The organism is Roseiflexus sp. RS-1, assembly GCF_000016665.1.
GTDB lineage: Bacteria > Chloroflexota > Chloroflexia > Chloroflexales > Roseiflexaceae > Roseiflexus.
The window spans coordinates 3,610,368-3,636,968 of sequence record NC_009523.1; the positions used below are offsets into that span (position 1 = coordinate 3,610,368).

16 protein-coding genes are annotated in these 26,601 nt (G+C 61.2%); 6 read left to right on the top strand and 10 right to left on the bottom strand.

Going from position 1 to position 26,601, the window contains the following annotated elements; translation table 11 throughout:
• The 5 genes from ROSERS_RS14885 to ROSERS_RS14905 all read right to left on the bottom strand — a co-directional run bounded on the left by ROSERS_RS14885 (position 1) and on the right by ROSERS_RS14905 (position 5,800).
• Entirely contained in the window at positions 1–774 is a 774-nt protein-coding gene (locus tag ROSERS_RS14885) for a hypothetical protein (RefSeq protein ID WP_011957604.1), read from the bottom strand.
• A gap of 13 nt (positions 775–787) precedes the next feature.
• On the bottom strand, positions 788–2,467 hold the full coding sequence (locus ROSERS_RS14890) for a CRTAC1 family protein (protein ID WP_232282624.1): 1,680 nt from the start codon (positions 2,465–2,467) through the stop codon (positions 788–790).
• Between the two features lie 28 nt (positions 2,468–2,495).
• Complete coding sequence (locus tag ROSERS_RS14895; protein WP_011957606.1) at positions 2,496–3,389, bottom strand: carbohydrate ABC transporter permease; 894 nt, start codon at positions 3,387–3,389, stop codon at positions 2,496–2,498.
• A gap of 12 nt (positions 3,390–3,401) precedes the next feature.
• Positions 3,402–4,352: a carbohydrate ABC transporter permease gene (locus ROSERS_RS14900; RefSeq protein ID WP_011957607.1), complete on the bottom strand. Its 951-nt coding sequence runs from the start codon at positions 4,350–4,352 to the stop codon at positions 3,402–3,404.
• 89 nt (positions 4,353–4,441) lie between these two features.
• Positions 4,442–5,800, bottom strand: coding sequence for an extracellular solute-binding protein (locus ROSERS_RS14905; RefSeq protein WP_011957608.1), 1,359 nt, complete (start codon positions 5,798–5,800; stop codon positions 4,442–4,444).
• A gap of 488 nt (positions 5,801–6,288) precedes the next feature.
• Here ROSERS_RS14905 and ROSERS_RS14910 point away from each other — a divergent pair, with 488 nt between their 5' ends.
• Positions 6,289–7,248, top strand: coding sequence for an MBL fold metallo-hydrolase (locus ROSERS_RS14910; RefSeq protein WP_041333776.1), 960 nt, complete (start codon positions 6,289–6,291; stop codon positions 7,246–7,248).
• 533 nt (positions 7,249–7,781) lie between these two features.
• On the opposite strand, the gene ROSERS_RS14915 is transcribed toward ROSERS_RS14910, so the two are convergent.
• Positions 7,782–7,991: a hypothetical protein gene (locus ROSERS_RS14915; RefSeq protein ID WP_157041098.1), complete on the bottom strand. Its 210-nt coding sequence runs from the start codon at positions 7,989–7,991 to the stop codon at positions 7,782–7,784.
• 68 nt (positions 7,992–8,059) lie between these two features.
• Between ROSERS_RS14915 and ROSERS_RS14920 the strand changes: the two genes are divergently transcribed.
• Entirely contained in the window at positions 8,060–8,941 is an 882-nt protein-coding gene (locus tag ROSERS_RS14920; protein ID WP_011957611.1) for a metallophosphoesterase family protein, read from the top strand.
• A gap of 56 nt (positions 8,942–8,997) precedes the next feature.
• Here the strand turns inward: ROSERS_RS14920 and ROSERS_RS14925 are convergent, their stop codons facing one another.
• The 4 genes from ROSERS_RS14925 to ROSERS_RS14940 all read right to left on the bottom strand — a co-directional run bounded on the left by ROSERS_RS14925 (position 8,998) and on the right by ROSERS_RS14940 (position 12,670).
• The gene (locus ROSERS_RS14925; protein WP_011957612.1) at positions 8,998–9,960 is read right to left on the bottom strand and encodes an IS110-like element ISRfsp2 family transposase; all 963 of its coding nucleotides are present in this window, start codon (positions 9,958–9,960) and stop codon (positions 8,998–9,000) included.
• A 485-nt stretch (positions 9,961–10,445) separates the two neighbouring features.
• Positions 10,446–10,799: a hypothetical protein gene (locus ROSERS_RS14930; protein ID WP_011957613.1), complete on the bottom strand. Its 354-nt coding sequence runs from the start codon at positions 10,797–10,799 to the stop codon at positions 10,446–10,448.
• Between the two features lie 409 nt (positions 10,800–11,208).
• Positions 11,209–11,682: a response regulator gene (locus ROSERS_RS14935; RefSeq protein ID WP_011957614.1), complete on the bottom strand. Its 474-nt coding sequence runs from the start codon at positions 11,680–11,682 to the stop codon at positions 11,209–11,211.
• Between the two features lie 445 nt (positions 11,683–12,127).
• Positions 12,128–12,670, bottom strand: coding sequence for a hypothetical protein (locus tag ROSERS_RS14940; RefSeq protein WP_011957615.1), 543 nt, complete (start codon positions 12,668–12,670; stop codon positions 12,128–12,130).
• Between the two features lie 165 nt (positions 12,671–12,835).
• Here ROSERS_RS14940 and ROSERS_RS14945 point away from each other — a divergent pair, with 165 nt between their 5' ends.
• From ROSERS_RS14945 to ROSERS_RS14960, 4 genes are all read left to right on the top strand, one after another.
• A complete protein-coding gene (locus tag ROSERS_RS14945; protein ID WP_011957616.1) occupies positions 12,836–14,473 on the top strand; it encodes an acyl-CoA dehydrogenase family protein in 1,638 nt (545 codons plus the stop codon).
• 13 nt (positions 14,474–14,486) lie between these two features.
• Complete coding sequence (locus ROSERS_RS14950; protein WP_011957617.1) at positions 14,487–24,218, top strand: type I polyketide synthase; 9,732 nt, start codon at positions 14,487–14,489, stop codon at positions 24,216–24,218.
• A 69-nt stretch (positions 24,219–24,287) separates the two neighbouring features.
• Positions 24,288–25,049, top strand: a complete 762-nt coding sequence (locus tag ROSERS_RS14955; RefSeq protein WP_011957618.1) for a 4'-phosphopantetheinyl transferase family protein — start codon at positions 24,288–24,290, stop codon at positions 25,047–25,049.
• Positions 25,046–26,590 (top strand): acyl-CoA carboxylase subunit beta, encoded by a 1,545-nt coding sequence (locus ROSERS_RS14960; protein WP_011957619.1) that lies wholly within the window; start codon positions 25,046–25,048, stop codon positions 26,588–26,590. Before ROSERS_RS14955 ends, ROSERS_RS14960 begins: the two co-directional genes overlap by 4 nt.
• Positions 26,591–26,601: the final 11 nt, after the last annotated feature.

Below are 26,601 nucleotides of genomic sequence, written 5' to 3' on the forward strand. Positions count from 1 at the left end.
TTATGCCACAACCCGCGCTGCCCTCACGCGACGCGCAAAGTCATTCGCTGCTGGCAGCAGGAAGGTCATTTCGATCACGTTCCACCAGAAGTGGACATCGATCCGTGGAGCGGTGGCAAAGCCCGGCAAACGGCAGAGGAACGTGTTTTGCGTCATATCTGATGTCGCCAGCCAGCCGTCGCGCCCAAAGAAACCGGGGAGACCCTGCGGTTGCAGATCGGTAATGCCGAGCGCGCCGAGTTCGCGCAGCGTCACCTGAAACCGCCACATCAGATAGGTATGCTCCAGGGTGTGAAACGCGGCGACGCCGAGCAACAACCATCCCCACCACCCGCGCATGCCAGCATGCACGAGATAAACACAGACCAGGAGAAACCCCCAGTTCCACACGAAGTGAACCCATTCCGAATTCGCTGCGGAGAGCAACCCATTCGAGCGGAACGAGGGCCAGCGCAAGATGTGGTACTGTGTCCATTGGGCAATATGTTCGATAGTATGAAAGCCCTGCAATGCCAGCAAAACGCAGAGCGTCATTGCCGGAACGCCATAGCGTCTGGCATCATCACGCCACTTCAACAGCGCTGGCGGAAGGATCACCAACAGCGCGCCAGCTGTCGCCTGCCATAGTAGAACACGCACCAGCGTCACTGCAACGATGCTCCCTGCAATGCTCAGCGTCAACAAAAGAGCAAACGGCAATGTCTGCGACCGCAGATCGATCAGGTCAAGCAGCGGCGGACGCCTCTGAAGAGCGGAAGACCGTATCGTATGCATAGTTGCAAACCGTTCATTGGCGGAGGATACGCAAGCGATGCCGCGCCAGCGGACTCTCGATCACCGAGACCGCCCCATCGGGCCAGCGCACCTCGAGCCGTTCCAGAACAGCATCGACAGGGAAACCAAAGTGCACCTGCGACGTCGCACCCGAAAGATAACCTGCTGTTGCGCGCACATCGCGGTGGAATGCTCCAACATTCGTTATCAACGTCAGTTCGGCGCCAATCGCAGCGGCATTGGCGCTTCCCGGCATGCGGAGATCGACGAGGAGACTCGCGCCGTCGCAGAGCCGGTTCTCAAACAACTGTGCCGGTGTCATCAGATTGTTGACCACGATATCGAGGTCGCCATCACCATCGAAGTCTGCCATCGCCATGCCGCGACCGCTGCGCTGCGCGCCAAGCCCCCACTCCGGCGCCATCGCAAAGCGACCGTTGCCAGTGTTGCGCAGCGCGACGTTCGCCTCGACCAGCTCGCTGTCGGGCAGATAATCGAGCAATCCGGCAGCAATCATGCCATTGACCACATAGAGATCGAGCCACCCATCGTGATCGAGATCACCAAAAACACCCGACCAGCTCCATCCGGTCGAGTCGATCCTGCGCTCGTAGGCTTCGTTCCGCCAGCGACCATCGGCGCCGCGCACCAGCAGCATATTTTCGGCATACTGCGGGTCGGCACTGGACAGTGGTCTGGTCAATCGTCGCATTGCGGGGAGCCACTGCGCCATTGTCGCCTCGTCCTTGCGCACCGGTTTCATATCAGTCGCAAACAACTCCGCCATACCATTGTTATCGACATCTCCAAGATCGAGGCTCATCGGATTCTCACTGATCCGCTCAGGAAGAACGAACGGCGTCCATTCACTGATCGCGGCGCCCTGCGTCCAGACATAATCCGGACGATTGAAATCATTGGCAATCCAGATGTCGCGACGACCATCGCCATTCAGATCGGGCAACGCAATCGCCAGGGCATCCGCCTGATCGGTGAGGCGATGCGCGACGAAGGCGTCCCCGCGCCGTTCGTAGACGAACACGCCAACACCGCCGCCGCGGTACTGGAAAATCAATCCCTGCTGCTTCTGGATTTCGGTGTCGTATGACGCAGCAACCAGGTCAAGATCGCCATCACCATCCAGATCAGCCCAGGTATGGGCATAGAACCAGTTGTGAACACCGGGAAGCGTCGTTTCCTCAAAATGTCCGGCGCCAGCATTACGCCACCAGACCGGCTTATCGAACTGACGGGTTCCGACGATATCCAGCCGTCCATCGCTATCGACATCGACAATCGTCAACCCGCGGATTCGCCCGTTGCCAAGCGGTTCAGCGCGAAAATGGAGATCGCCCTCGTTCCAGAGCAGCGTATTGGCGCCTGCCAGATTTGCCAGCACGATGTCCTGATCACCGTCGCCATCCAGGTCGCCGACCGCGAGACCCGCGCCGTTGCTGTCGTAGAGTGCGGGAATGCGTGTTGCAGCGCGGGTGATATGCGCCAGATCGTGCGCCACGAACGAACTGCACGGGTGATGTGGATCGAGCAACGGCAGAGCGTCGACTCGCGCAGCAACGATACGCGCCGCCGAAGGCGTGGTGTGCGGAGCAACCGGCGCGGGAGCGCAACTGGCGGCAGGCGCCGCGATAACGCCCAGCGCCAGCGCCAGCACAACCACACGCGACCTGAACACAGACGCGAACCAACACGCCATACTGCTGTCACGTCCCCTTGACAGCGCTGGCCGTCAGGCCCGACATAAACTGACGCGACGCCAGGATGAACACCGTCAGAATCGGCACAATCGCCCCGGCAGCCCCCAGAATCTGCACACCGATCTCGGTGCCGCGCAGCGAACGAAGCGTGCTGAGCGCCACCGGCAGCGTATACTTCGACTCCTGCTTGAGAATCAGCAGGGGGAACTGGAACTCATTCCACTTGCCGAGGAACGTCAGAATTGCAAGCGCCGCCAGCGCAGGCACAATCACCGGCACGACGATATTCCAGTAGATGCGGAACTCATGCGCCCCATCGATACGCGCCGCATCGATCAGATCGTCGGGGATCGCCTGTGCGATATATTGACGCATCCAGAAAATGCCAAACGCATTTGCAATACCCGGAATAATGAGCGGATTCCAGGTATCGATCCAGCCCAGCGTGCGCATAATGACGAAGGACGGAATCAGACCCAGCACGCCAGGAACCATCAGCGTCGCCAGCAAAAACCCAAACAGCGCATTACGCCCTGGGAAGCGAAACTTGGCGAAGCCATACCCGCCCAGCGAACAGAAGAACAACACCAGCGCCGTATGGATGGACGAAATCGCCACGCTATTCCAGAGCGAATTCCAGAACGGCAGCGCCGCCAGCAGATCCTCATAGTTCTTCCAGAACGAACTGCCAAACCAGAGCGGCGGTGGAATGCGCAAAATATCGGCGCTGCGCAACGTCGAGCCAACGAGCATGAAATAGAAAGGAAAAGCGGTCACCAGCGCGCCGATCGTCAGCACAATATACAGCACCGCCATGCCGAACGGACCCATCAACTGATCACGCTGACTGCGACGCCGGGCAGACCGGACAGTAGCACGCGATTGGGTTGTCGTTGCCATGCTCGCACTCCTTCAATCGGTTGGGTTGCGACCCTGCCAGCGGTTGTAGGCAATGCTGAACACCAGGATCATGAAAAAGAGGATCAATGCCATCGCAGCAGCATAGCCAAAATCGCCATACTTGAACGCCGTCCAGTACAACTGCACCATCGCCACCAACCCGGCACGATCCGTGCCGCCTGGCGACGACGATTGCGTGCCGCCCGCCAGCATCACCGGAATATCAAAGTTCTGCATCGCGCCGATAATTGACAGAATGACCTGAAACAGAATCACCGGTCGCATCAGCGGCATGGTGATATGCCAGAAGACCTCACGCGTACTCGCACCATCGACTTTTGCCGCTTCGTACAACTCCGTGTTGATCGACTGAAGACCGGCAAGGAAAATGATCATGCTGTATCCCGTCCATTGCCAGATGATAACCATCGCAATGGAAGGTTTAATCCACGCAGCATCTTCAAGCCAGCGAATTGGACCTATTCCGACGAAACTGAGCGCATAGTTGAGCAAACCGTAGCGTGAACCAAAAATCGAGAGAAAAACGATACTGATGGCGACTGAAGATGCAACGAACGGTGAGAAGAATGCCGCACGGTAAATATCCTTACCGCGAATATAATTGCTGTTGATAATGAACGCCAGAATCAGAGCAATCGTCAACTGAGGCACAGTTGCGCCGAAAAACAGCCAGATCGTGTTGTAAACGGCGTACCACCAGATATCATCGGCAAACAGGCGTGTATAGTTGCGCAGACCGATCCATTGCATCGGTGATATGCCGTCCCATTTGAAGAAGCTCAACCAGACGCCATACAGCAGCGGAAACATGCCAAAGACGGCATAGAGGATGTAGAACGGCGAGATAAACACATACGCCCAGATATTTCGTTTCATCTCGCGTCGCATGGAGCGCCGATCAGCAGCGCGTTGCTGATCAACAGAAACAGATGTGGTAGCCACGACTCAGATCCTCCATGGAGGTCCCGAAGATCGCACGAATCTTCGGGACCCATCAGGATGTTCGGATACGACACGTTGGACAGACGACGCTATCCTTGCAGATCGGGGATGCGCCTGAGCGCTTCTGCTTCGGCGTCCTTCGCAGCCTGAACGGGGTCCTTGCCATCCTGCAAGACCTTCGTCAGTTCTGCGCCAACGATGTCATCGAGCTGGAGATCGTTCGGTGTACGGAAGATAGCTTTGATATTGTCACCGATTTCGGTCCACAAGCGATAGGCGCGCTGACCGCCGAAGAACGGCACCGGTTCGTCGTAGAGTGGATCCTGCCAGGCTGGCTTGTATGCGGGAAACACGCCGGACGCCTTGAACATGATGTTCTGCCCTTCCGCCGTTGCGCATGCCCACTTGACGAACGTCCAGGCCGCCTCCTTGTTCTTGCTCTGCTCCGGGATCGCCATGAACGAACCGCCCCAGTTGTAATTGGCTTCTGGAGCGCGTATGACACGCCATTTCCCGACCAGATCGGGCTGCTCGCGTGTCAGACCGCCCTGCATCCAGCAGGCAATCACCATTCCGGCAAAGGCATTGTCCTTCAAGCCGGTCTGCCACTCGGCGCCCCACCAGGGAATGTTGGCATCGATCCCCTCCTTGCGGGCGCGCGCCGCGAGCTGGAACGGACGGGTCGCCTTCTCTTCGATCAGCACTTTGTTGCCATCGGCATACCCCTCACCCTGCTGGCGATAGACGGCGCCATAAATATCAGTGCCGGCATCGGCAAAGAGGGACGTCTTCCCGCCGCTCTTTTCCTTGAGTTGTTTGGCAAAGGCGAAGAAATCGTCCCACGTGCGGTTCGGACCGCCGATCAACTCCTCTACCGCTTCCGGTTCGGTTGGCAAACCGAGCGCCTCGAAAATATCCGTGCGATACCAGACCCCAGCAGGACCGATATCCCACGGCAGGCAGACCAGGCGACCATCGGCAGTCGATCCCTGGGTCCATTTATAGGCGACCATATCATTCTTGAGACTGCCCGCATCGAACGGCGGCGCCAGCAGATCGGCAAGCCCGCCCTTGGCGGTAAAATTGCCGACGCGACCAATCTCGATCGAGGCGACATCGGGAGCGCCACTTCCGGCGGCGAACGAGGTCAGAAGTTTGTCGTGCGCATCGGCGAAGGGGGTGTTGACGAAGTTGAGTTTGATGTTGGGGTGCGCCTTCTCGAACGGTTCTTTCCAGACCTCACCGACCTGATCCCACCACCAGAAGGTGATTTCCGTGACAACTGTGTCACCCTGAACCGGCGCTGCAGGTTGCGCCTGCCCGCCCGTTGGTTGACCGCCCTGAGGCGCTGCGCCGCCACAAGCCGCCAGCAGCGCCGTTGCACCAATGCCGCCTGCGCCCGCGGCAGCAACCTTGAGGAACCTGCGTCGTGAGAGTTTGGTGGTCATGATGTTCCCTTTCCTATCCAGCATCGGATGACGGACTTCGCAGTCTCGCGCATGAACCGGTGCTCAGGCGAGACTTGCAGGAAACGATTTGTACGTTCGCACCTCTGTTCATCCAGAGGCATGCCAGGCGCTGCGCGACGGATAGAATCACGCCACGGCGACAATGCTCAACCAGAACCCTGGTTGAAAACGGTTCTCCAGATGACGCGACTGTGAGCGGTCACAAGTCAGATTCCACTAATCAGTTGGCGGAGACTCTTTCATGCAGCACATCGCAAGGTTATCGGATTATAACCTGAGAGGAAGCAAACGTCAACCATGACATGCCCGTAACATTTACGTATAATTGCGCCAACATATACCTGCCGCCCACCGTATGCCCATAGACACACTTCAACCCATCTTTCCCGCATTCCGATTCTGCGGCGTCCATCGCGCTACGGCTGAATCCGGCAGGTTCTTCTATGCGTTGTGGAGGAGGATGTGATATGGACACGCAACCGGTGGAACTGCATCCCGTCGATGCCGTCGAAGTGACCATTCTGGTGGATAACGTTATGGATGCGCTTCTCCCGAGCACCTCAAACGTGCACCGTGCGCCGTTGCGCTGGGAGAGTTTTGAGCAGACGCCGCTGCTGGCGGAGCATGGCTTCGCCGCGCTGGTGACCGTTGAAAACCAGGGACAGCGCACGTCCATCCTGTATGATACCGGCATGGGGCGCGAAACGCTGGTTCACAACATGGACGTGCTCGGCGTCGATCCCGGCATTCTGCGCGCGATTGTGCTATCACACGGTCACACCGATCATCACGGTGGCCTCTCCGGGTTGCTGGCGCGCATCGGTCGCCGGAATCTGCCTCTTGTCCTGCATCCTGATGCCTGGCGCGACCGCAAGGCAGTGTTTCCGGGCGGAAACGAACTGCATCTGCCGGCGCCCAACCGCGCCGATCTCGAACGTGAAGGCGTCGTCCTTGTCGAGCGGCGCGATCCGTCGCTGCTGATTGACAATCAGGTTCTGGTGACCGGGCAGGTGGAGCGTGTCACGTCATTTGAGCGGGGCATGCCCGGACACTTCGCGCGGGACAACGACGGTGATTGGACGCCGGATCCGTGGATCTGGGACGATCAGGCGCTGGTCGTCCATGTGCGCAACCAGGGGCTGGTTGTGCTGTCCGCCTGCAGCCATTCCGGGATCGTCAACATTCTCCACTATGCCCGCAAACTGACCGGCGTGACCGACATCTATGGCGTCATCGGCGGGCTGCACCTCTCTGGACGGGTGTTCGAGCCGATCATTCCCGATACGGTCGCTGCATTGACCGATATGGCGCCGAAACTGGTGCTGCCGGGTCACTGCACCGGCTGGAAAGCGCAACACGCGATTGCGCGCGCCCTGCCCGACGCCTATGTGCAGACCTGCGCCGGAACGCGCATTCGCGTGGGGTGACGAGGCGATTCGTAGAGTTCTGCATTTCCAGGCGCGTTTGCCCCTCATCCCCCCAACCCCCTTCACCCACAAGGGGAAAAGGGGGAGTTTGGGTGTCCTGATGCCTGAAACGGAAGATGGCACACAGGGGCTTCTCAAAAACCCTCTCTTGTAAGCCTCCCCCCGCACTCCTTCTCCCACAAGGGGAGAAGGGGGAGTTTGGGCGTCCTGACGCCTGAAACAGAAGATGGCACACAGGGGCTTCCCCAACAACCCTCTCCTGTAAGTCTCCCCCCGCACTCCTTCTCCCACAAGGGGAGAAGGGGGACTTTGGGCGTCCTGATACCTTTTTTCCCTCACTCCCCTGCCCGTCTTTCCTGCACACAGGGGAGAGAAATTGGGCGTCCTGACGAACCAAAACGCGGCTGTGTGCGATCCCGCGATCAGACCGCAGGGCGTCCGTCATGCTCCATTCGCCGATGCGCGTCTCGCTTCCCTTCTGAACTCTCACAATCAGGAGAAAGGGGAGGATGCGGGTTGAGCCGCTCACCGTCTTAACCACGGAACCACGGGCGCCGACGTTCCTGCGGTAGCAGTTCCGAATCGGAGGGTACGCACACTATCAACTCACCTGCAGACGAGGGAGCATGCAGCATCGCAGCCAGCGGAACGCCGAGCCGCTCCATCTGCTCAAGTTCGATCTGGTACCCTTCCAGGCATCGGACTGCGCCGTACAACGTTTCGATCTGCTCAAATACAGTCACATCTCCTGCCGATGGGTCAATCATGGTACTATACACAAGATCGCATCACTCGTATCACCTGGAAACGTATGAAAATCGCCGTTCTCGCCGATATTCATGGCAACCTCCCCGCACTCGCAGCCGTTGCCGCCGATATTGCCGCCTGGAACCCCGACGCCATCGCTGTCGGCGGTGATGTGGTCAACCGTGGTCCGTCCTCCGCCGCGTGCCTGCGCTTCGTCCAGGAGCGCTGCGCGGACAGTGGATGGCGTCTGATCCGCGGGAATCACGAAGATTATGTCATTTCCGTCGTGCATGATCCAACTGATCGCCCCGGCATCGAAGGGGCAATCCGGCGCAATGTGCGCTGGACGGCGGATCAACTCGGCGCGGCGGCGGCAGAACTGGAACGGTTGCCGGAGATTATCAGCATGCACGATCCCGCCGGCGGCGAGGTGCGTATTGTGCACGCATCGATGCGTCACAACCGCGACAATGTGCTGGCAACCACCCCCGACGACGAACTGCGCGAGCAGATTGCGCCTCCCTGCCCCCTGATTGTGGTCGGGCATACGCATCGTCCGCTCATCCGGCGGATCGACTCAACGCTGGTCGTGAATGTCGGTTCGGTGGGATTGCCGTTCGACGGCGATACGCGTGCGTGTTATGGACGTATGGAGTGGCGCGATGGAATCTGGCACGCTGAAATCGTGCGCCTGCCGTATGACCGCGAACGGGCGGAATACGACTTTATTGCGACCGGGTATCTCGATACCAGCGGTCCCGTGGCGCGCCTGGTGTACGATGAGTTCCGCACCGGCTGGCCCCGTATTTACACATGGGTGTCGCGGTACCGCGAAGCGGTGCTGGCGGGTGAACTATCGGTCGATGAGTCGATTGACGAGTTGCTGGCGCTCTGCAATGGCGGACCACCCCCCGACTGGAAACAACCGGCAGCGCCGTTTTCCTGAATGATCCCGGCGAATGGCGGGTGCGGGGCGCGGGCGCGGAGTAACTGTGTTGCTTGTCAAGGGGCGCTCGTATGCACAGCCGGATCCCAGGGCTTTTGCTGACGCAATATTGCGCCGAGAATAGTCAGCAGCTTGCGCATCGCAGCGACGATGGCGACCTTGCGCGGCTTGCCAGCTTGACACAGGCGCTGATCGAAGGCGCGCCTGACCAGACGGCGCCGCGTGGCCGCCAGGGTCGCCATGTACAACACGCTGCGCACATCCCTCCTGCCGCCGGAGATATGCCGGGGTTTGTGCTGTGCGCCGCTCTGATTGGCATACGGCGCAACGCCCACAAAGGCCGCCGCTTCCTTGCGATTGATGGTCCCCAGTTCGGGCAGGCGGAGCAGCAGGTTCAGTGCGGTGATCGCGCCGATGCCGGGCACGCTTTCGCGCAGCTCCCGTTTCCGGCGCACCTCGTCGGTGCGCTCCGCCTCGTTGTCGCGTTCCTGCTCAAGCGCACGGATCTCCTGATCCAGCCAATCAATATGCTGCTGGATGCCCGGGCGGAGGTTCGGCGCGGCAGCCGTCAACCGATTGATCTCAGCCGTCCGCATCTGAATCACCTGCTCCCGCCGGACCAGCAGGTCGCGCAAGGATGCGCGCTGCTCGTCCGTCGCTTGGTGGTGCGGCGGGCGCACCCGTTCGGCAAAGCGGGCGAGCAACCGGGCATCCAGGCGGTCGGTCTTCGCCTGGCGTCCTTCCGCGTGCGCCAGGGCGCGCACGCGGCGTGGCTGCACCCGCGCCGTCGGCACGCCAGCCTGGAGCAGTTGGGCGAACACCATGCGCTCCAGCCCGCCGGTCGCCTCCAGCACAATCAGGGTCGGCTGCAGGCGCTGGAGTCGCGTGACCAGGAGCTGGACACCTTCGTCGGTAGACGGTATCGTCTCGAGTGGCGCGTGCGGGTCGGCGCCAAACGCCACATCCAGCGTCTGTTTGGAGACATCAATGCCGATAAAGAGCGACTCACGGGAAGCCATACACAGAACCTCCTGAGGAAAACGGCGCCAGCCTTGCTAGCATATGCGGGTTTGAGGGCCCAGATAACTGTTCGGCTTGGTCGCGTTGAAGGACACGGCTACCCAACACTCCGCGGCGATCTCGTGAACCTGGCGCAGAACGGTATACCGTGTCCCGTTAGATTATACTAGGCGCAGCGGGCGCGGAACGAACGCCGGGCGAGTCTTTGGGAGCGATAAGCGATGTTCTACATTCCCGTGCGCCTTTGCCCCTCATCCCCCCAACCCCCTTCTCCCACACGGGGAGAAGGGGGAGTTTGGGCATCCTGATGCCTGAAACGGAAGATGGCACGCAGGGGTTTGCCAAGAAATCTACCCGGTGAGGGGGCGCACCACGGGCGCGGAATGAACGCCGGACACGCGCGGGGGCGCACCACGGGCGCGGAATGAACGCCGGACACGCGCGGGGGCGTAGGGGCGCACCACGGGCGCAGCGGCGCTGCGCCCTACTTGTGCGTTGTTGCACTGCGACGACGCACCCTGGCAGTTGTGCGGACTGTATCGACGCTACGCACGGGTGCGTCGACAACATCTTCCGCTGGCAGGGTGACTTCGTTCGCCATCTCCGCCAGCCAGGTCAGAAACGTTTCGCGTGCGCAGCGCCACACGCCGAACCGTATCACCTGCACACCCGGCAGAGCATTGTGGCGCAACAGATGATGGAACCACGCCCGTCCAAGGCAGGCGATTGCATCGTGTGAGGTCAGCACAGCGGGCAGGGCATCGCCGCCGCCGCATACACGGAGACGCTCCTGTGCTCGACGGGCGCGGCTGGCTGCTGACTGAGGGCGGGGAGCCATCGTGCACTCCTTTCATCATAACAATGGTGACTTCACTGCAAAAACGCACCGCCGAGACGCCGGGCGCGCAGAGAACTTCAAACATATGCGCGGCGAAGCGTGAGGCGCTGGAGCGACTCGCTCTGGCATCGTCCGCTGCGAACGCTGCGCCGCTGCAGTGACCTACCCTTATTTGCAGTGGACTCAATGGTGCATGCGTGCGCATACGCCGGGCGGCAGGATACCATGAACCTGCATTTCATAAAAGAGGTCATTTTGTCCAGATACACAACCGGACAAACGGCGGATCAGCGGATAGGACTAAAGTCATGGAGCGCTGCGAGTCTGCTGCGTCTTTGCAGCGGACCCTGATCATCAGCACCGATGGCAAGACCTGGTTGCACAGGCGCCGCCACACCCGGCTGGCATGCTACCAGGCTGGCGCAGCGACTGTCATCAACTGCGGGCGTTGCAGCAATGATGCGTAGCGCTGGATTGTTGAACGAGGAACCTCGATGCGCGGCGTATCAACCACGCGGGGCATATCCAGATAGTTGCCGAGCACGCGACGAAGCATCGCACGCTCAAAGGGAATGCGGAGGCTCCCATTTGCACCGAGCGCCTCGGCAAACATTGCAAGATCAGGAGAGGCGGAAAGGAAGATCACCGGAACATTGCGGGTGAATTGATCGGCGCGCAGGAAGAAGTAGATGTGCGGATTATCGGTAGCGCCGGTCAGTTCGAGGAGGATAACATCCGGCGATGCCTGCCGCACTGCCTGCCGGAGCGCATCATTGAGACGGGAGCATGGGAACGGGTACAGGGTATGCCCCCAGGCGGCGATTTCTTCACGCACTGCACGCACCAGTGAGACCGTGTCGGACAGGCAAACAACGCGCGCCATAGATGCTTCCTCCCTTACAATCTTTTCTACTGAATACAAATGCAGATATGCACCGGAAAGATACGTGCCAATGCGCATGAGGTACGAATCCAGATCGTAGTATGTCAAAAGACTGAAATCAGGTAACTGCTCACACACACCTGGGGCGACACACGCGCCTGGGAGCGAGGGCGGGACGCCCTCGTCACGTCCGTGAGGGCACGATGCCCTCGCTCCCGAAAGGCATGTGAACACTTACGAAATCAGGGAGCGCTCAGCGCACAGACCGCGATCGTGGTCAAATGACCTCAAAAAAAGGTTGCAATCTTGCGCGCTTTATGTCAGAATAAGAACTGTCAACGAACCCGGTCAGCGGTGTACCGCTTATCCGCGCCACGACATTCCGAACCATCTGCCAGTTCATTCATATCATATGGGTATCCAGGAACGTTGCTGTTTCGCAGGCTCAGGTTGCAGCAGCGACGTACAACACGCTGATCGTTCGCTGGCTCGCGCCACGGCACAGGGCGATACCGCTGGACAAAACATTGCGCCAGAAGTCCTGGTGGCGCCAGTTCGGTCGGAGCGTCGCTTCGATGACGAGTGAACGCGGGTAACCCAATACCGGATCGTAGGTGGCAAGAACACGAATGTGCGTTTCACATATACATCCGTGAATGCCACAGACAGGCGTTACAGTGCCGTCGCCTTCGGCAACGAGGAAGAGTGTTTCGATCGTGCGCGCGCGAAGATTGCAACTGTCGCGGTACCTGCCGGCGATCTGTCCCTGTCGTACCACCACGTCGTAGGTGCAGTCGCCATCTTCAACCACCAGGTGGTAATCGCGGAAGGGACGTCCTTCCCACAAGGCGCGCGCCGCAATACGTTCACGCGCTCTGGACAGACGTTCCTGCTCGCCGGCGCCGATCCAGGCGCTCACGGCGAGATACAGCACCAGAAGCAGCGCCAGTCCGATGAGGAGCGGTGTGGTGTGAGGTGTGTTTCTCATGATGCGCAGTGTACCGCAAAAGTTACAGACAGGTGAAGACTTCTTTCCATACGATAGATGGTTCTTTCCTGCATGGCGCAGTGCGCATCGCTACAATCTGCAACGGATTTCCGTGAAGTCAGGTGCAAAGTGTACCGTGCGGTACGTTGTGAGGAGGAGCAGGCAATGACCACTCTGGACGTTGAGACGCTTGATATGGTTCTGGCGACGCTGCGCGAATATGCAGCGCGAAAGTTGACGCCCGAATATCTCCGCCAACTCGATCATAACGACGAATTCCCCGCCGAAGTTCTGAAAGACCTGTACGACCCCGACAAACTGGGCATTCATCTGTTGTTCATCCCAGAGGAGTACGGCGGTCTGGGCGGCGGCGCCTACGATATTTACCGGGTTTCAGAGGCGATGGCTGCAATTGACCTGGGTATCGCCACCGGCGTTCTGGCGACATTCCTCGGCACTGACCCGATCACGGTCGGCGGTACGGAGGAGCAGAAGAAATACTGGATGGGGCGCATCGCCGAGGAGGGCTTGCTGGTTGCCTACGGGGCAACCGAGCCGCAAGCCGGTTCCGACCTGGCGACGCTCACCACCAAAGCCGTGCCTGTGGTGGAAGACGGCAAGGTGATCGGTTACAAGATCAGCGGGCGAAAACAGTGGATCTCGAATGGCGGCGTCGCAAAGATTTATACCATTCTTGCAAACGCGCCAGGCGGCATTTCCTGGTTCATCGTCGAGCACGATGCACCCGGCTTCACCAAAGGCAAACCGGAGGATAAGCACGGCATTCGCGCCTCCAATACTGCGGCGCTGTTCCTCGATGAGGTCTTCGTACCCGCCGATCGTCTGGTCGGCGGCGTGGAAGGCAAAGGACTGGCGCAGGCGGCGGCAGTCTTCGGGTATACCCGCCTGATGGTCGGGTCATTTGGACTTGGCGCCGGTTGGGAAGCGATGCGGCGCGCCATTCGCTATGCGCAAACACGCATTCAGGGCGGCAAGCCGCTCAGCCAGCAGCAGGGTCTGACCCATAAACTGATTGTGCCGAATGTCGCGCGGCTTGAAGCGGCGCGCCACTATATCGAGTGGGTTGCCGAAACGATTGACGGCGGCAACGATCAGCAGCAAACCGAAGGCGCCGTTGCGAAGTATATGGCGACCGAAGCCGGCAACAAGGCTGCCGAAGATGCCATTCAGGTTCACGGCGGCTACGGCTACACCAAAGAGTACATGGTCGAGAAGATCAAGCGTGATGTGCGCATTACCTGCATTTATGAGGGTACGTCCGAAATCATGGAGTGGACGATTGCGCGCGACCGCTGGCAACTCCATCTGAAGACCAAAGGCGCATACTACCACGATTGGGCGGCGCGGGTCGAACAGGCGCATCAGCGCGAGCCGAACAATGGCGCGAACGTCGCTGCACTGGCGATGCATGCGCTGGCGAATATCCTCGAACGCGCCCGTATCGACCGCCTGACGCGCAATCAGCATATCCTGTTCCGCCTCGGTGAACTGATCGCCTGGGCAGAAACTGCGGCAATCTTCAGTGAGCGCGTGACCAGCAAACCGACGGTTGCCTCCGGGCTTGATCTTCCGACCGAACAGGCGCTTGCCCGCATTTTTGCGCGCATGGCGGCGTATAAGGTGGCAACTGATGGGCTTGCCTGGCTGATCGGCGCTGGTCAGACCGATCCGAACCTGGCAAATACGCTCAACCTGCCCGCCATCTTTGCGGCGCAGGCAGGGCAGATCGCAGATATGGACTTTGTCGCGGCGAAACTGGTCGAGGCATTCCCGGCAACCTGAAAGGGAGACAACGATGAGTGACTCAGCAGAACGGGCGATTGCGATTGTCGGGGTGGGCGCTATCCTTCCCGATGCCCCCAATGCGCCTGCCTTCTGGAACAATATTCTGAACAAGCGCTATAGCATTACCGAAACGCCGCCGGAGCGCTGGAGCATCGCGGATTACTACGATCCCGATCCTGCCGCTCCAGATAAGACCTACTCGAAGATTGGCGGTTGGGTGCGCGGGTTCACCTTCGACTGGAAGCGATTCAAGATACCGCCACGCGTTGCCGCTGCGATGGACGAAGGGCAGCAGTGGGCGGTTACAATCGCCGCCGAAGCGCTTGCCGACTATGGCTATCCCGAACGTCCGCTCGATACCGATCGCACCGGCGTCATTCTGGGAACGGCAATGGGGGGTGAGTTGCACTATATTACGCACCAGCGCATTGTGTTCCCCGACTATGTCCATCTGCTCGAACGCACCGAAGCCTGGCGTCGCCTGCCGCGAGACGTGCAGCAGGCGCTGATTGCCCAGTGGCACGCAGAACTCGACCGCAGTCTCCCGCCGGTGACCGAGGATACGATGCCCGGCGAACTGCCGAATATCGTTTCGGGGCGCGTGGCGAATGTGCTGAACCTGCGCGGTCCGAACTTCATTACCGATGCCGCCTGCGCCTCGACGCTTGCGGCAGTCGATGCAGCGTGTGAACAACTCATCCATCATCAGTGCGACGCAGTGTTGACCGGCGGCGTGGATCGCAATATGGGTGCCAGCACGTTTGTAAAGTTCTGCAAGATCGGCGCGCTCTCCGCCACCGGCACACGACCCTTCGGCGATGGTGCTGATGGCTTTGTGATGGGCGAAGGTTCCGCCGCCTTCCTGCTCAAACGGCTCGCCGACGCCGAACGTGACGGTGACCGGATCTACGCCGTCATCCGCGGCGTTGGCGGTTCGTCCGACGGCAAGGGGAAAGGGATTACCGCGCCAAACCCGATCGGGCAGATTCTCGCCGTCGAGCGCGCCTGGCAGGATGCAGGGCTTGACCCGGCGACGGCGACGCTGGTTGAGGCGCACGGCACCAGCACGCGCGTTGGCGATGTCGTGGAGGTTGAAAGTCTGTCGTCCTGCTTCGGTCGAGCGGAGCGCGGCAGCATCGGGCTTGGTTCGGTGAAGAGCAATATCGGCCACCTCAAGGCGGGGGCGGGTGCGGCCGGGTTGCTGAAGGCGGTGATGGCAATCTATCACAAGATCCTGCCGCCAACCCTGAACTGCGAAAAGCCGAACCCGAATATCAACTTCAACGCGACACCGTTCTACCTGCTCACCGAAGCGCGCGAGTGGGAACGCCGCGGCAACACGCCGCGACGTGCCGGCGTCAGCGCCTATGGCTTCGGCGGCACGAACTTCCACGTCGTCCTCGAGGAGTATATTCCGGGAATGATCCGCACCGAGCCAAAGGTCTACGCCAGCGCCGCCGTTCCCCAAACCGGTACGACCAGCAGCACGACAGCAGCGATGGGCGTCGCATCGTCCACGGTGACCGCCAGCGCCCCACCCCCCACTGGACCAAAACTGCGCTCTGCCAAGATGCCACTGCGCGGCATTCTGGCGATCGGGGCGCCAACGCCAAAAGCGCTGAAGGACAAGATCGATGCGATCTACCAGAAAGTCGAGGGTGGTTGGACGCCGCCGGTTGCGCCGCCCGACCCGAACGAACTGGCACAGCCGGAACGTGTGGTGATCGACTTCGGCAACCATGACGAACTGCTTGATCGCCTGAAAAAGGCGCAAAAAGCGGCCGGTTTCGATAGTCCTGCGGCATGGAAGTCATTGCAGGCGCAGGGCGTCTTCCGCGGCAGCGGTCCCAAACCCGGCAAGATCGCCTTCCTCTTCCCCGGTCAGGGCAGCCAGTATGTCAACATGGGGCGAGAACTCCTCAGTGAACCGGCGTTCGCTGAGGTGATCAAAGAAGGTGATGCGGTGATGACGCCGATCCTGGGCAAACCGCTCACCAGTTACATTTATGTTGATGCAAATGACCCCGACGCGCTCAAGAAGGCTGAGTACGACCTGATGCAGACGGCGATTACGCAACCGGCGATGCTGATGCTCGACGCTGCGCTCTGCCGCCTGCTCAAGGAATACGGCTTCGAGCCGGATATGGTGATGGGGCACTCGCTTGGCGAGTATGCTGCGCTGAATGCGGCTGGCATTATGCCGTTCGCCGAGGCGCTGGAGGCGTCGGCGGCGCGTGGCGCCGAGATGAGCAAGGTGAAGGTTGATGATAATGGCTGGATGGCGGCGGTGATGGGTCCGCTCGATGTGGTGTTGAGCACCCTCAACGAAATTGATGGGTATGTCATTCCCGCCAATATCAACTCGTACAACCAGGTGGTGATCGGCGGCGCCAGCAAAGCCGTCGAGCGAGCCATCGAGGTCTTCACGCAGAAAGGGTATCAGGCGCAGCGCATCCCGGTCAGCCACGCTTTCCATACCCGCATCGTCGCACCGGCGTCTGGTCCGCTGCGGAAACAGCTCGACCGCTTCCATATCGCCCCGCCCCGCATCCCGCTGGTCGCGAATGTGACCGGTGAGCTCTATCCAACCACGGTCGAAGAGATCAAGGATATTCTCGAAAAGCAGATCGCATCACCGGTTCAGTGGGTCAAGGGGCTTGAAACCCTCTACCGCGAGGGAGTGCGCTGCTTCGTCGAAGTCGGACCTAAGAAGGCGCTCAAGGGGTTCGTTGATGATGTGCTGGGCAATAAGCCCGATGTGGTGTCGCTGTTTACCAACCATCCGAAGACCGGTACGCTTCAGAGTTTCAATCAGGCGCTCTGCGGTCTCTATGCGGCGGGGTATGGTCTCGCTGATGAGACGATAGACGCTCGCCAGGATGGCGCGACACAGAGCAGCGCAACGGTCGCTGCGACGGTTGCGTCTGCTGCACCATCGGTTGCCAGTGCATCCGCACCGGTCGTTAGCGCATCAGCGTCCGCATCTGCGCCGGTTGTCAGTGCACCGGTATCAACACCCGCGCCGGTTGCCAGCGCGACGGCCGTCGCCAGCGCACCAGCACGACCAACCACTGAAGAGGCGAATATGGTCAACGGCATACCGATCGATACGCTTGGGAAACTTCTCGTACAGGCGCTCCAGGGCGCGCAAGCCGTGCATCCTGCGACACCCGGCGCGCCGGTGTACGACCGCAATTTGCCACCAACCGGTTCGGTCGTTATTTCGGGTACGGGTTTGGGGTTGCCCGGCGCCGAGAAACCCGTGATGGATGAGCAGAATGCGTTGCGCATCCTGCACGGCGAGCAGTTCATCGACCTGATCCCGGAGCGCTTCCGCCGCCAGATGCTGGCGCATAATATCACGCGCGTCGTCAAGAGCGAAGACGGCAGCGGCAGTTTTGAGACGCTGACTGAACCCGACGAAGTTATTCGCCTTGCCGGACGCCCCGGACCGTTCAATCTCAGTGAAGAGTATGGCGTGCCTGCCAAACTTGTCGAGGCGCTCGACTCGACGACCCAACTGGCGATGGCCGCCGGTCTTGATGCACTGCGCGAAGCGGGCATTCCACTGGTGCAGACCTACCGCCGAACGACCACCGGGAAAGACCTGCCGGATCGCTGGATGTTGCCCGAAGCCCTGCGTGATGAAACCGGCGTGATCTTCGCCTCGGCGTTTCCAGGTCTGGACCGGGTCGCGGAAGAGTTTGAACGGTACTACACCTACGAACACCGTCGTGAACAACTGGAGATGCTGGAGGCGCTCCGCCAGACAACGACCGACCCCGCAACACTGAGCGAAATCGTTCGACGCATCGGTGAACTGCGCAGCCTGCTGGAACGTGAGCCGTATGTCTTCGACCGGCGGTTCCTCTTCCGCATTCTGGCGATGGGACATAGCCAGTTCGCCGAATACATCGGCGCGCGCGGTCCGAACACGCACGTCAATGCCGCCTGCGCTGCAACCACCCAGGCGATTGCCATTGCCGAAGACTGGATTCGCACCGGTCGCTGCCGACGCGTCCTTGTGATTGCCGCCGATAATGTCACCAGCGACCATCTGCTGGGATGGATCGGCGCAGGTTTCCTGGCAACCGGCGCAGCTGCAACCGATGACCGCGTCGAAGAGGCGGCGCTCCCCTTCGACCGTCGGCGTCATGGCATGATCCTGGGGATGGGCGCATGCGCGCTGGTGGTCGAAAGCGAAGATGCGGTGCGCGAACGTGGTATGCGCGGCATCGTTGAGGTGCTCAGCACGGAAGCGGCGAATAGCGCCTTCCACGGCACACGCCTCGATGTTGAGCACATTTCCAGCGTGATGAACAGCCTGATGACCGCCGCCGAACGTCGCTTTGGCATCGACCGCCGAACGATTGCGCCGCACCTGGTCTTCGTCTCGCACGAGACGTTCACCCCCGCGCGTGGCGGCAGCGCATCGGCAGAAGTGGTCGCACTCCGCAAGACCTTCGGCGAAGCGGCGAATCAGGTGATCGTCGCCAACACCAAAGGCTTTACCGGGCACCCGATGGGGGTCGGCATTGAAGATGTCATCGCTGTCAAGATCCTTGAACACGGTATTGTGCCTCCGGTTCCGAACTATAAGGAGGTCGATCCCGATCTGGGCACGCTCAACCTGAGCCGTGGCGGACGCTACCCGGTCCAGTATGCGTTGCACCTGGCGGCCGGCTTTGGCTCGCAGATTGCGATGACGTTGCTGCGCCGCGTCCCCGGAAGCATTGATCGGATTGATAACCGCGCGCGCTACGATTACTGGCTCGACCAGGTGAGCGGGTATGATCACGCTGAAACGGAAGTGGTGAAACGTGTGTTGCGCATCAAGGCGCAAGGTGCGCCAGCGCGCCGCCCCGCGCCCAGTACGTGGCAACCTGGTACGGGTCCGACCCTGCGCGCTGCTGCACCGGGTGACAGTGTGACCGTTGCGCCGGCCACGATCCAGTACGCGCCCGCGCCTCAACCCACGCCGGTCGCGCCACCTCCTCCGCCAAAGCCGGTTGAGCCGCCCGCACCGGTTGCTCCCGCGCCAATCAACGGCAAACCGGTTGAGACGGCGCCAGTCGCACCACCACCCCCGGCTCCCGAGCCGGTCGTTGCACCGCCAGTTGCACCGGCGCCTGCGCCGGTTGCGCCTGCACCCGCACCGGTTGCGCCTGCACCCGCGCCGGTTACCGCTGCACCAGCAATGGATGGGGTGACAGCAAAAGTGCTGCAAATCGTAGCCGAGAAGACCGGCTACCCGCCGGAGATGCTCGACCTCGACCTCGACCTGGAGGCCGACCTGGGGGTGGATACGGTCAAGCAGGCAGAAACGTTCGTTGCAGTGCGTGAAGCATTCGGCATTCCGCAGGTCGAAAATCTGCGACTGCGCGACTTCCCGACCCTGCGCGATGTGGTTGGCTTCGTCTACAAGCAGAAACCGGAACTCAAACCATCCGCGCCAAGTGTCGCCGCACCTGCGGTGGCTGCACCACCTGCACCAGCGCCTGCAGTTGCCCCCGCTCCGACATCGGTGCCCGCACCGGCAGCGGCGCCGGCAGTCGATCCGGTCGCCGCAAAGGTGCTGGCAGTTGTAGCGGAGAAGACCGGCTACCCGCCGGAGATGCTCGACCTCGACCTTGACCTGGAAGCCGACCTGGGGGTCGATACCGTCAAGCAGGCGGAGACGTTCGCCGCCATCCGCGAGGCGTTCGGCATCGAGCGGATCGAGAACCTGAAACTGCGCGACTATCCGACCCTGCGCCACGTCATCGACTTTGTCTACGAACGCCGCCCCGACCTCAAGCCGTTGGCAGCGCCCGCTCCTGCGCCCGCAATGGCAATGGCTGCCGCTGCACCTGTGGCAGCGCCAGCCGCGCCTGCGGCAGCACCGGCGCCAGCCGCCGATCCGGTCGCCGCAAAGGTGCTGGCGGTCGTGGCGGAGAAGACCGGCTATCCGCCGGAGATGCTTGACCTCGACCTTGACCTGGAAGCTGACCTGGGGGTTGATACCGTCAAGCAGGCGGAGACGTTTGCCGCCATCCGCGAGGCGTTCGGCATCGAGCGGATCGAGAACCTGAAACTGCGCGACTATCCGACCCTGCGCCACGTCATCAACTTCGTCTACGAGCGCCGCCCCGACCTCAAGCCGTCGGCAGCGCCCGCTCCTGCACCCGCAATGGCAATGGCCGCCGCACCCGCAGCAACGTCTGCACCCGTGACGGCGCCAGTCACACCTGCGGCAGCAGCGGCGCCGGTCGCCGACCCGGTGACCGAGCGTGTGCTGGCGGTCGTGGCGGAGAAGACCGGCTATCCGCCGGAGATGCTTGACCTCGACCTTGACCTGGAAGCTGACCTGGGGGTTGATACCGTCAAGCAGGCGGAAACCTTCGCCGCCATCCGCGAAGCGTTCGGCATCGAGCGCGTCGAGGACCTGAAACTGCGCGACTATCCGACCCTGCGCCACGTCATCAACTTCGTCTACGAGCGCCGACCCGACCTCAAGCCGACCGCCGCGCCAACGCCTGAACCGGCGGCCCCGCCTGTAGCGGTTGCTGCGGCAACGCCTGCCCCTGCAACAGCAACAACGGTTGCGGCAGACCCGGTCACTGCGAAGGTGCTGGCAGTCGTGGCGGAGAAAACCGGCTACCCGCCGGAGATGCTCGAACTCGATCTCGACCTGGAAGCTGACCTGGGGGTTGATACCGTCAAGCAGGCGGAAACCTTCGCCGCCATCCGCGAAGCGTTCGGCATCGAGCGCGTCGAGGACCTGAAACTGCGCGACTATCCGACCCTGCGCCACGTCATCAACTTCGTCTACGAGCGCCGACCCGACCTCAAGCCGACCGCCGCGCCAACGCCTGAACCGGCGGCCCCGCCTGTAGCGGTTGCTGCGGCAACGCCTGCCCCTGCAACAGCAACAACGGTTGCGGCAGACCCGGTCACTGCGAAGGTGCTGGCAGTCGTGGCGGAGAAGACCGGCTACCCGCCGGAGATGCTCGAACTCGACCTTGACCTGGAAGCTGACCTGGGGGTTGATACCGTCAAGCAGGCGGAGACGTTCGCCGCCATCCGCGAAGCGTTCGGCATCGAGCGCGTCGAGGACCTGAAACTGCGCGACTATCCGACCCTGCGCCACGTCATCAACTTCGTCTACGAGCGCCGACCCGACCTCAAGCCGACGGGAGAGGCGTCAGCGACACCGGTTGCACCGGTGGCTGATCCTTCCGCACCGACCGCTCCCGCACCCGCAGCCCGACCAGCCGTGACGCTCGTTCCGGTCGAGAACGCCGATATGGTTCCGCGCCGCGTCGTCGTCCCGGCGCTGCGCCCGCCTATCGAACTGTGCAAGCCAACCGGCGTCGTACTCGACGGTAACACACGCGTCGTCGTGATGATGGATCGTGGCGGCGTCGGCAAGGCGTTGCTCAACCGGCTGGAGAAGCGCGGCGTCGGCACGCTGGTGTTCGACGAACCACCATCCGCCGAAGCGCTCGAACAGCAACTCAAAGGCTGGCTGGCAGAAGGACCGATCCACGGCGTCTACTGGCTGCCAGCGCTCGATGTCGAACCGGCAATTGAAGACATGGACCTGGCGACGTGGCGCGAGCATAACCGGGTGCGTGTCAAGAATCTCTACCTGACCCTGCGAACGCTGTATGACACGCTTGTCGGACCCGGCACATTCCTGGTTTCGGCAACGCGGCTCGGCGGTCTGCACGGCTACGGACCGGAGGGCGCCAGCGCACCTCTCGGCGGCGCCGTCGTCGGATGCACCAAGTCGTACAAGCGCGAACGGCAGAACATTCTGGTCAAAGCGGTTGACTTCGAACCGGGACGCAAGACAGCAGAACCGGCAGACCTGCTGATTGCCGAGACCCTCTTCGATCCCGGTGTTGTCGAAGTTGGCTACCGTGACGGTTTGCGCTACACGGTCACCTTCGAGGAGCGCCCGGCAGTCGATGGCACACCAGGGATGTATCTCGGCAAAGATACCGTTTTCGTTGTCACCGGCGCGGCCGGTGGCATCACATCGGCTATCACTGCCGACCTGGCAGCGGCGTCGGGCGGTGTTTTCTACCTGCTCGACCTGACGCCGAAGCCAGACCCGGACGATCCCAACATTGCGCTGTTCCGCCAGGACAAAGAGGCGCTCAAGCGCAAGTTGATCGACGACTTCCGCGCGGCTGGCGAGCGACCGACGCCGGTCATGATCGATCGCAAGATCCTGGCGATCGAGCGTGAAGAGGCGGCATTGCGCGCTATTGAGGCAGTCCAGGCTGCAGGCGGTACGGCGCACTACTTCAGCGTCAACCTGCTCGACGGTCCTGGCGTTGCTGCGGTCATCGCCGATGTGCGCGAGCGCTATGGGCGGATCGATGTCCTGCTGCACGCCGGCGGGATTGAGATCTCCAAGGCGCTGCCAGACAAGGAGCCGAAGGAGTTCGACCTGGTGTTCGACATCAAGGCGGACGGCTACTTCAGCATCCTGAATGCGGCGAAAGGTATGCCGATTGGCGCGGCGGTGGTGTTCAGTTCGGTCGCCGGTCGCTTCGGCAACAGCGGTCAGTCCGACTACTCATCCGCCAACGACCTGCTCTGCAAGGTGACGAGCAGTATGCGCTCGTGGCGACCGGAGACGCGCGGCATCGCCATCGACTGGACTGCGTGGGGCGGCATCGGGATGGCAACCCGCGGGTCCATTCCGAAGATCATGGAAATGGCCGGCATCGACATGCTGCCGCCGGAAGCCGGTATCCCGACGATTCGCCGCGAACTGACGCAGAGCGCCTTCCGTGGCGAAATCGTCGTCGGGCAGCGACTCGGCATCCTGGGGGCGGAGTTCGACGAGACCGGCGGCCTTGACCTGTCAAAGGTCGATACCGGCGGTCGCCTGATGATCGGGTCAGTCAAAGCCTTCAAACTGTACGGCGGTATCGAGGTGGAGACGACCCTTGATCCGAAGGAGCAACCGTTCCTCTACGATCATCAGATCGACGGGGTGCCGGTGCTACCGGGCGTGATGGGAACCGAAGCATTTGCTGAACTGGCCACCCTTCTCACGCCGGGTTTCCGCGTCGCCTCGATCACCGAGCAGTTCAGCAGCCCGTTCAAGTTCCACCGCAGTCAACCGCGCACACTCTACATGAGCGCGACGATCCATCCCACGGGTCACGGAACGCTGGTAGCGAAGACGACGTTGCGCGGCATGGTGCAACCGCGCCCCGATATGCCACCGCGCTTCGATACTCACTTCGTCGGTGAGGTATACCTTACGACGGCGCCGGTTGAGGAGCGGACGATCAACTTCACGCCGCCGTCTGCCGAAGCGCTCGACATCGACCGTGAACGCATCTACCGGGTCTACTTCCACGGTCCGGCGTACCAGGTGATGGAGCGTGTCGGCGTGATGGGCGATCAGGCAGTGGCGTTGATGACCGACGGATTACCGCCGAACAGCGTGCCGGAGACGCCCATGCTGGTTGCGCCGCGGTTGATCGAACTCTGCTTCCAGACGGCTGGCATGTGGGAAATGGTGACGCATCGGGCAATGGCGCTACCGGCTGCCATCGGGAGCGTCACTATCTACCGGCATCCGGAGAGTGCGGAAGGGCGACGCCTCTACGCACTCGTCACCGCCATCAATAACGGATCATCGTATGACGCGCACGTGGTCGATACCGACGGCAACGTGTATGTCGAACTGCGCGGCTATCGCACGGTGCGATTGCCGGGCGAGGTGAATGTGTAATCTCACCGTATGCGGGGCGTCGGGTATGCTCTCCGCCGGTCCTGACGCCCCGCCTCACAGGTCTACCCCATGATGCACTGGCTGATCCAGACGCTCGCCGATCATCCTGCGCTCGCCCGCGCTGAAGTCCCGGAAGGGATGCTCAGTATGGGCGAACAGGTGCGCTTCCAGTCGCTGAAACGCGACAAGCGCCGCCGCGACTGGTTGCTGGGACGCTGGACGGCGAAGCGTCTGACAGCACAGTATATTGAGTCGATCACCGGACGGCGACCCGCACTGAGCGACATCGTGATCACAACCGATCCAGACGGTGCACCCCGTCTGCACAGTCGAAACGGATATGCCTTCATCAATCGGCTGGCGATCTCGATCAGCCACAGTCACGGGTATGCTTTTTGTGCGCTGACAGACGTTCCAGGGCGCCATCCAGGCGCCGACATCGAATATATTGAGCAGCGCAATCCCGCATTCGTGAGTGATTTTTTCACTGACGTAGAGATCGAGCGGGTGCACCGGGCGCCGCCATCGGCGCAACCCTTGCTGACGACGGCGATCTGGAGCGCCAAGGAAGCCGCTCTCAAGTCGATCCGTCGCGGGTTGACGGTGGACACGCGCTGCATTATCTGTCTGCCCGAAGAGCCTGTGGCAGACGGATGGTCGCCGGTGACGGTGATATGCTCCCCTGAACTGAACGCAACCGTTCGCTGTGGTTGGTGGCGACAGATCGGCAGGTTTGTGCTCACCCTGGCGACCGCAGACAGCGAACAGGCGACCCACGCCGCCGTTCCGATTGCAGAAGTGCAACGGATTGGAGATGGAGTTTCACCATGACGAGTATGCAGGAATACATCGAGAAACTGCGCCAGCGCAAGGCGATTGCTCGCGGAACGGCGCAGGACGTTGAAGCGCAACACAAGAAAGGGCGTCTGACGGCGCGTGAGCGGATCGACCTGCTCTTCGACCCGGGCACGTTCGAGGAGATCGACACGCTCGTGCTTCCGCGCTACGACGTGTACCCTGGCGGGAAGCGTTCCCGCTACGGCGATGGTGTTGTGACCGGCTTCGGATTGATCAATGGGCGTCGCGCATTCGTGGCGGCGCAGGACGCATCGGTAATGGGCGGATCGCTTGGCGAAATGCACGCCAACAAGATCGTCAAGGCGATGCACATGGCATTGAAGTACGGCTGCCCTTTCATCGCCATCAACGACTCCGGCGGAGCGCGGATCCAGGAGGGTGTCGATAGCCTTGGCGGGTATGCGCGCATCTTCGACGCAAACTGCGAAGCGTCGGGCGTCATTCCGCAACTTTCGCTGATCATGGGACCGTGCGCTGGCGGCGCGGTTTATTCACCGGCGCTGACCGATTTCATTTTCATGACCGAAAACGCCTACATGTTCATCACCGGTCCTGAGGTCGTGCGAGCAGTGATGCAGGAAGATGTCACGCAAGAGCAACTCGGCGGCGGGCGGGTGCACGCTGAGGAAAGCGGTGTCAGCCACTTCCTGGCGCGCGACGATCAGGAATGCCTGGCGATGGCGCGCGAACTGCTCAGTTACCTGCCGCTCAACAATCAGGACGACCCGCCATATGTGCGCCCGGTGGACGACCCGGAGCGACGCTGCCCGGAACTGGAAGAGATCGTTCCGGTCGATCCCTCCAAACCTTACGATGTCCGCAAGGTGATCAGCAGCATTCTTGATGATGGACGCTTCTTCGAGGTGCACGCCCTCTGGGCGCAGAATATGGTCGTCGGATTCGGTCGACTCAACGGCTATGTCGTCGGAATCGTCGCCAACCAACCAATGGTGCTCGCCGGTTGCATCGATATCAAAGCGTCGATCAAGGCGGCGCACTTTATCCGCATCTGCGATACATACAACGTCCCGATCATCACCTTGCAGGATGTTCCCGGCTTTCTGCCCGGCACCAATCAGGAATACGGCGGCATCATCCGCAACGGCGCGCGGATGATCTACGCCTATTCCGAAGCGGTCGTTCCCAAACTGATGATCATTCTGCGCAAGAGTTACGGCGGCGCCTACTGCGTGATGAGCAGCAAAGGGTTGCGCGGCGACCTGTTGTACGCCTGGCCCAACGCTGAACTTGCGGTGATGGGCGCGGCGGGAGCGGTCAACATCCTGTACCGCAACGAAGTCAAGAGTGCGCCCGACCCGGAGGCAAAGCGGCGAGAACTGGTCGAAGAGTACCAGGAGCGCTTCAACAACCCATATGTCGCCGCCGCGCGCGGGTTGATCGACGATGTCATCGAGCCGCGTGATTCGCGGCGGGTGCTGATCAAGGCGCTGGAAGTCACCCTGTCGAAGCGTGAGCGGCATGTGCCGCGGAAGCACGGAATCTCGCCGTCCTGAGAGGTATCATC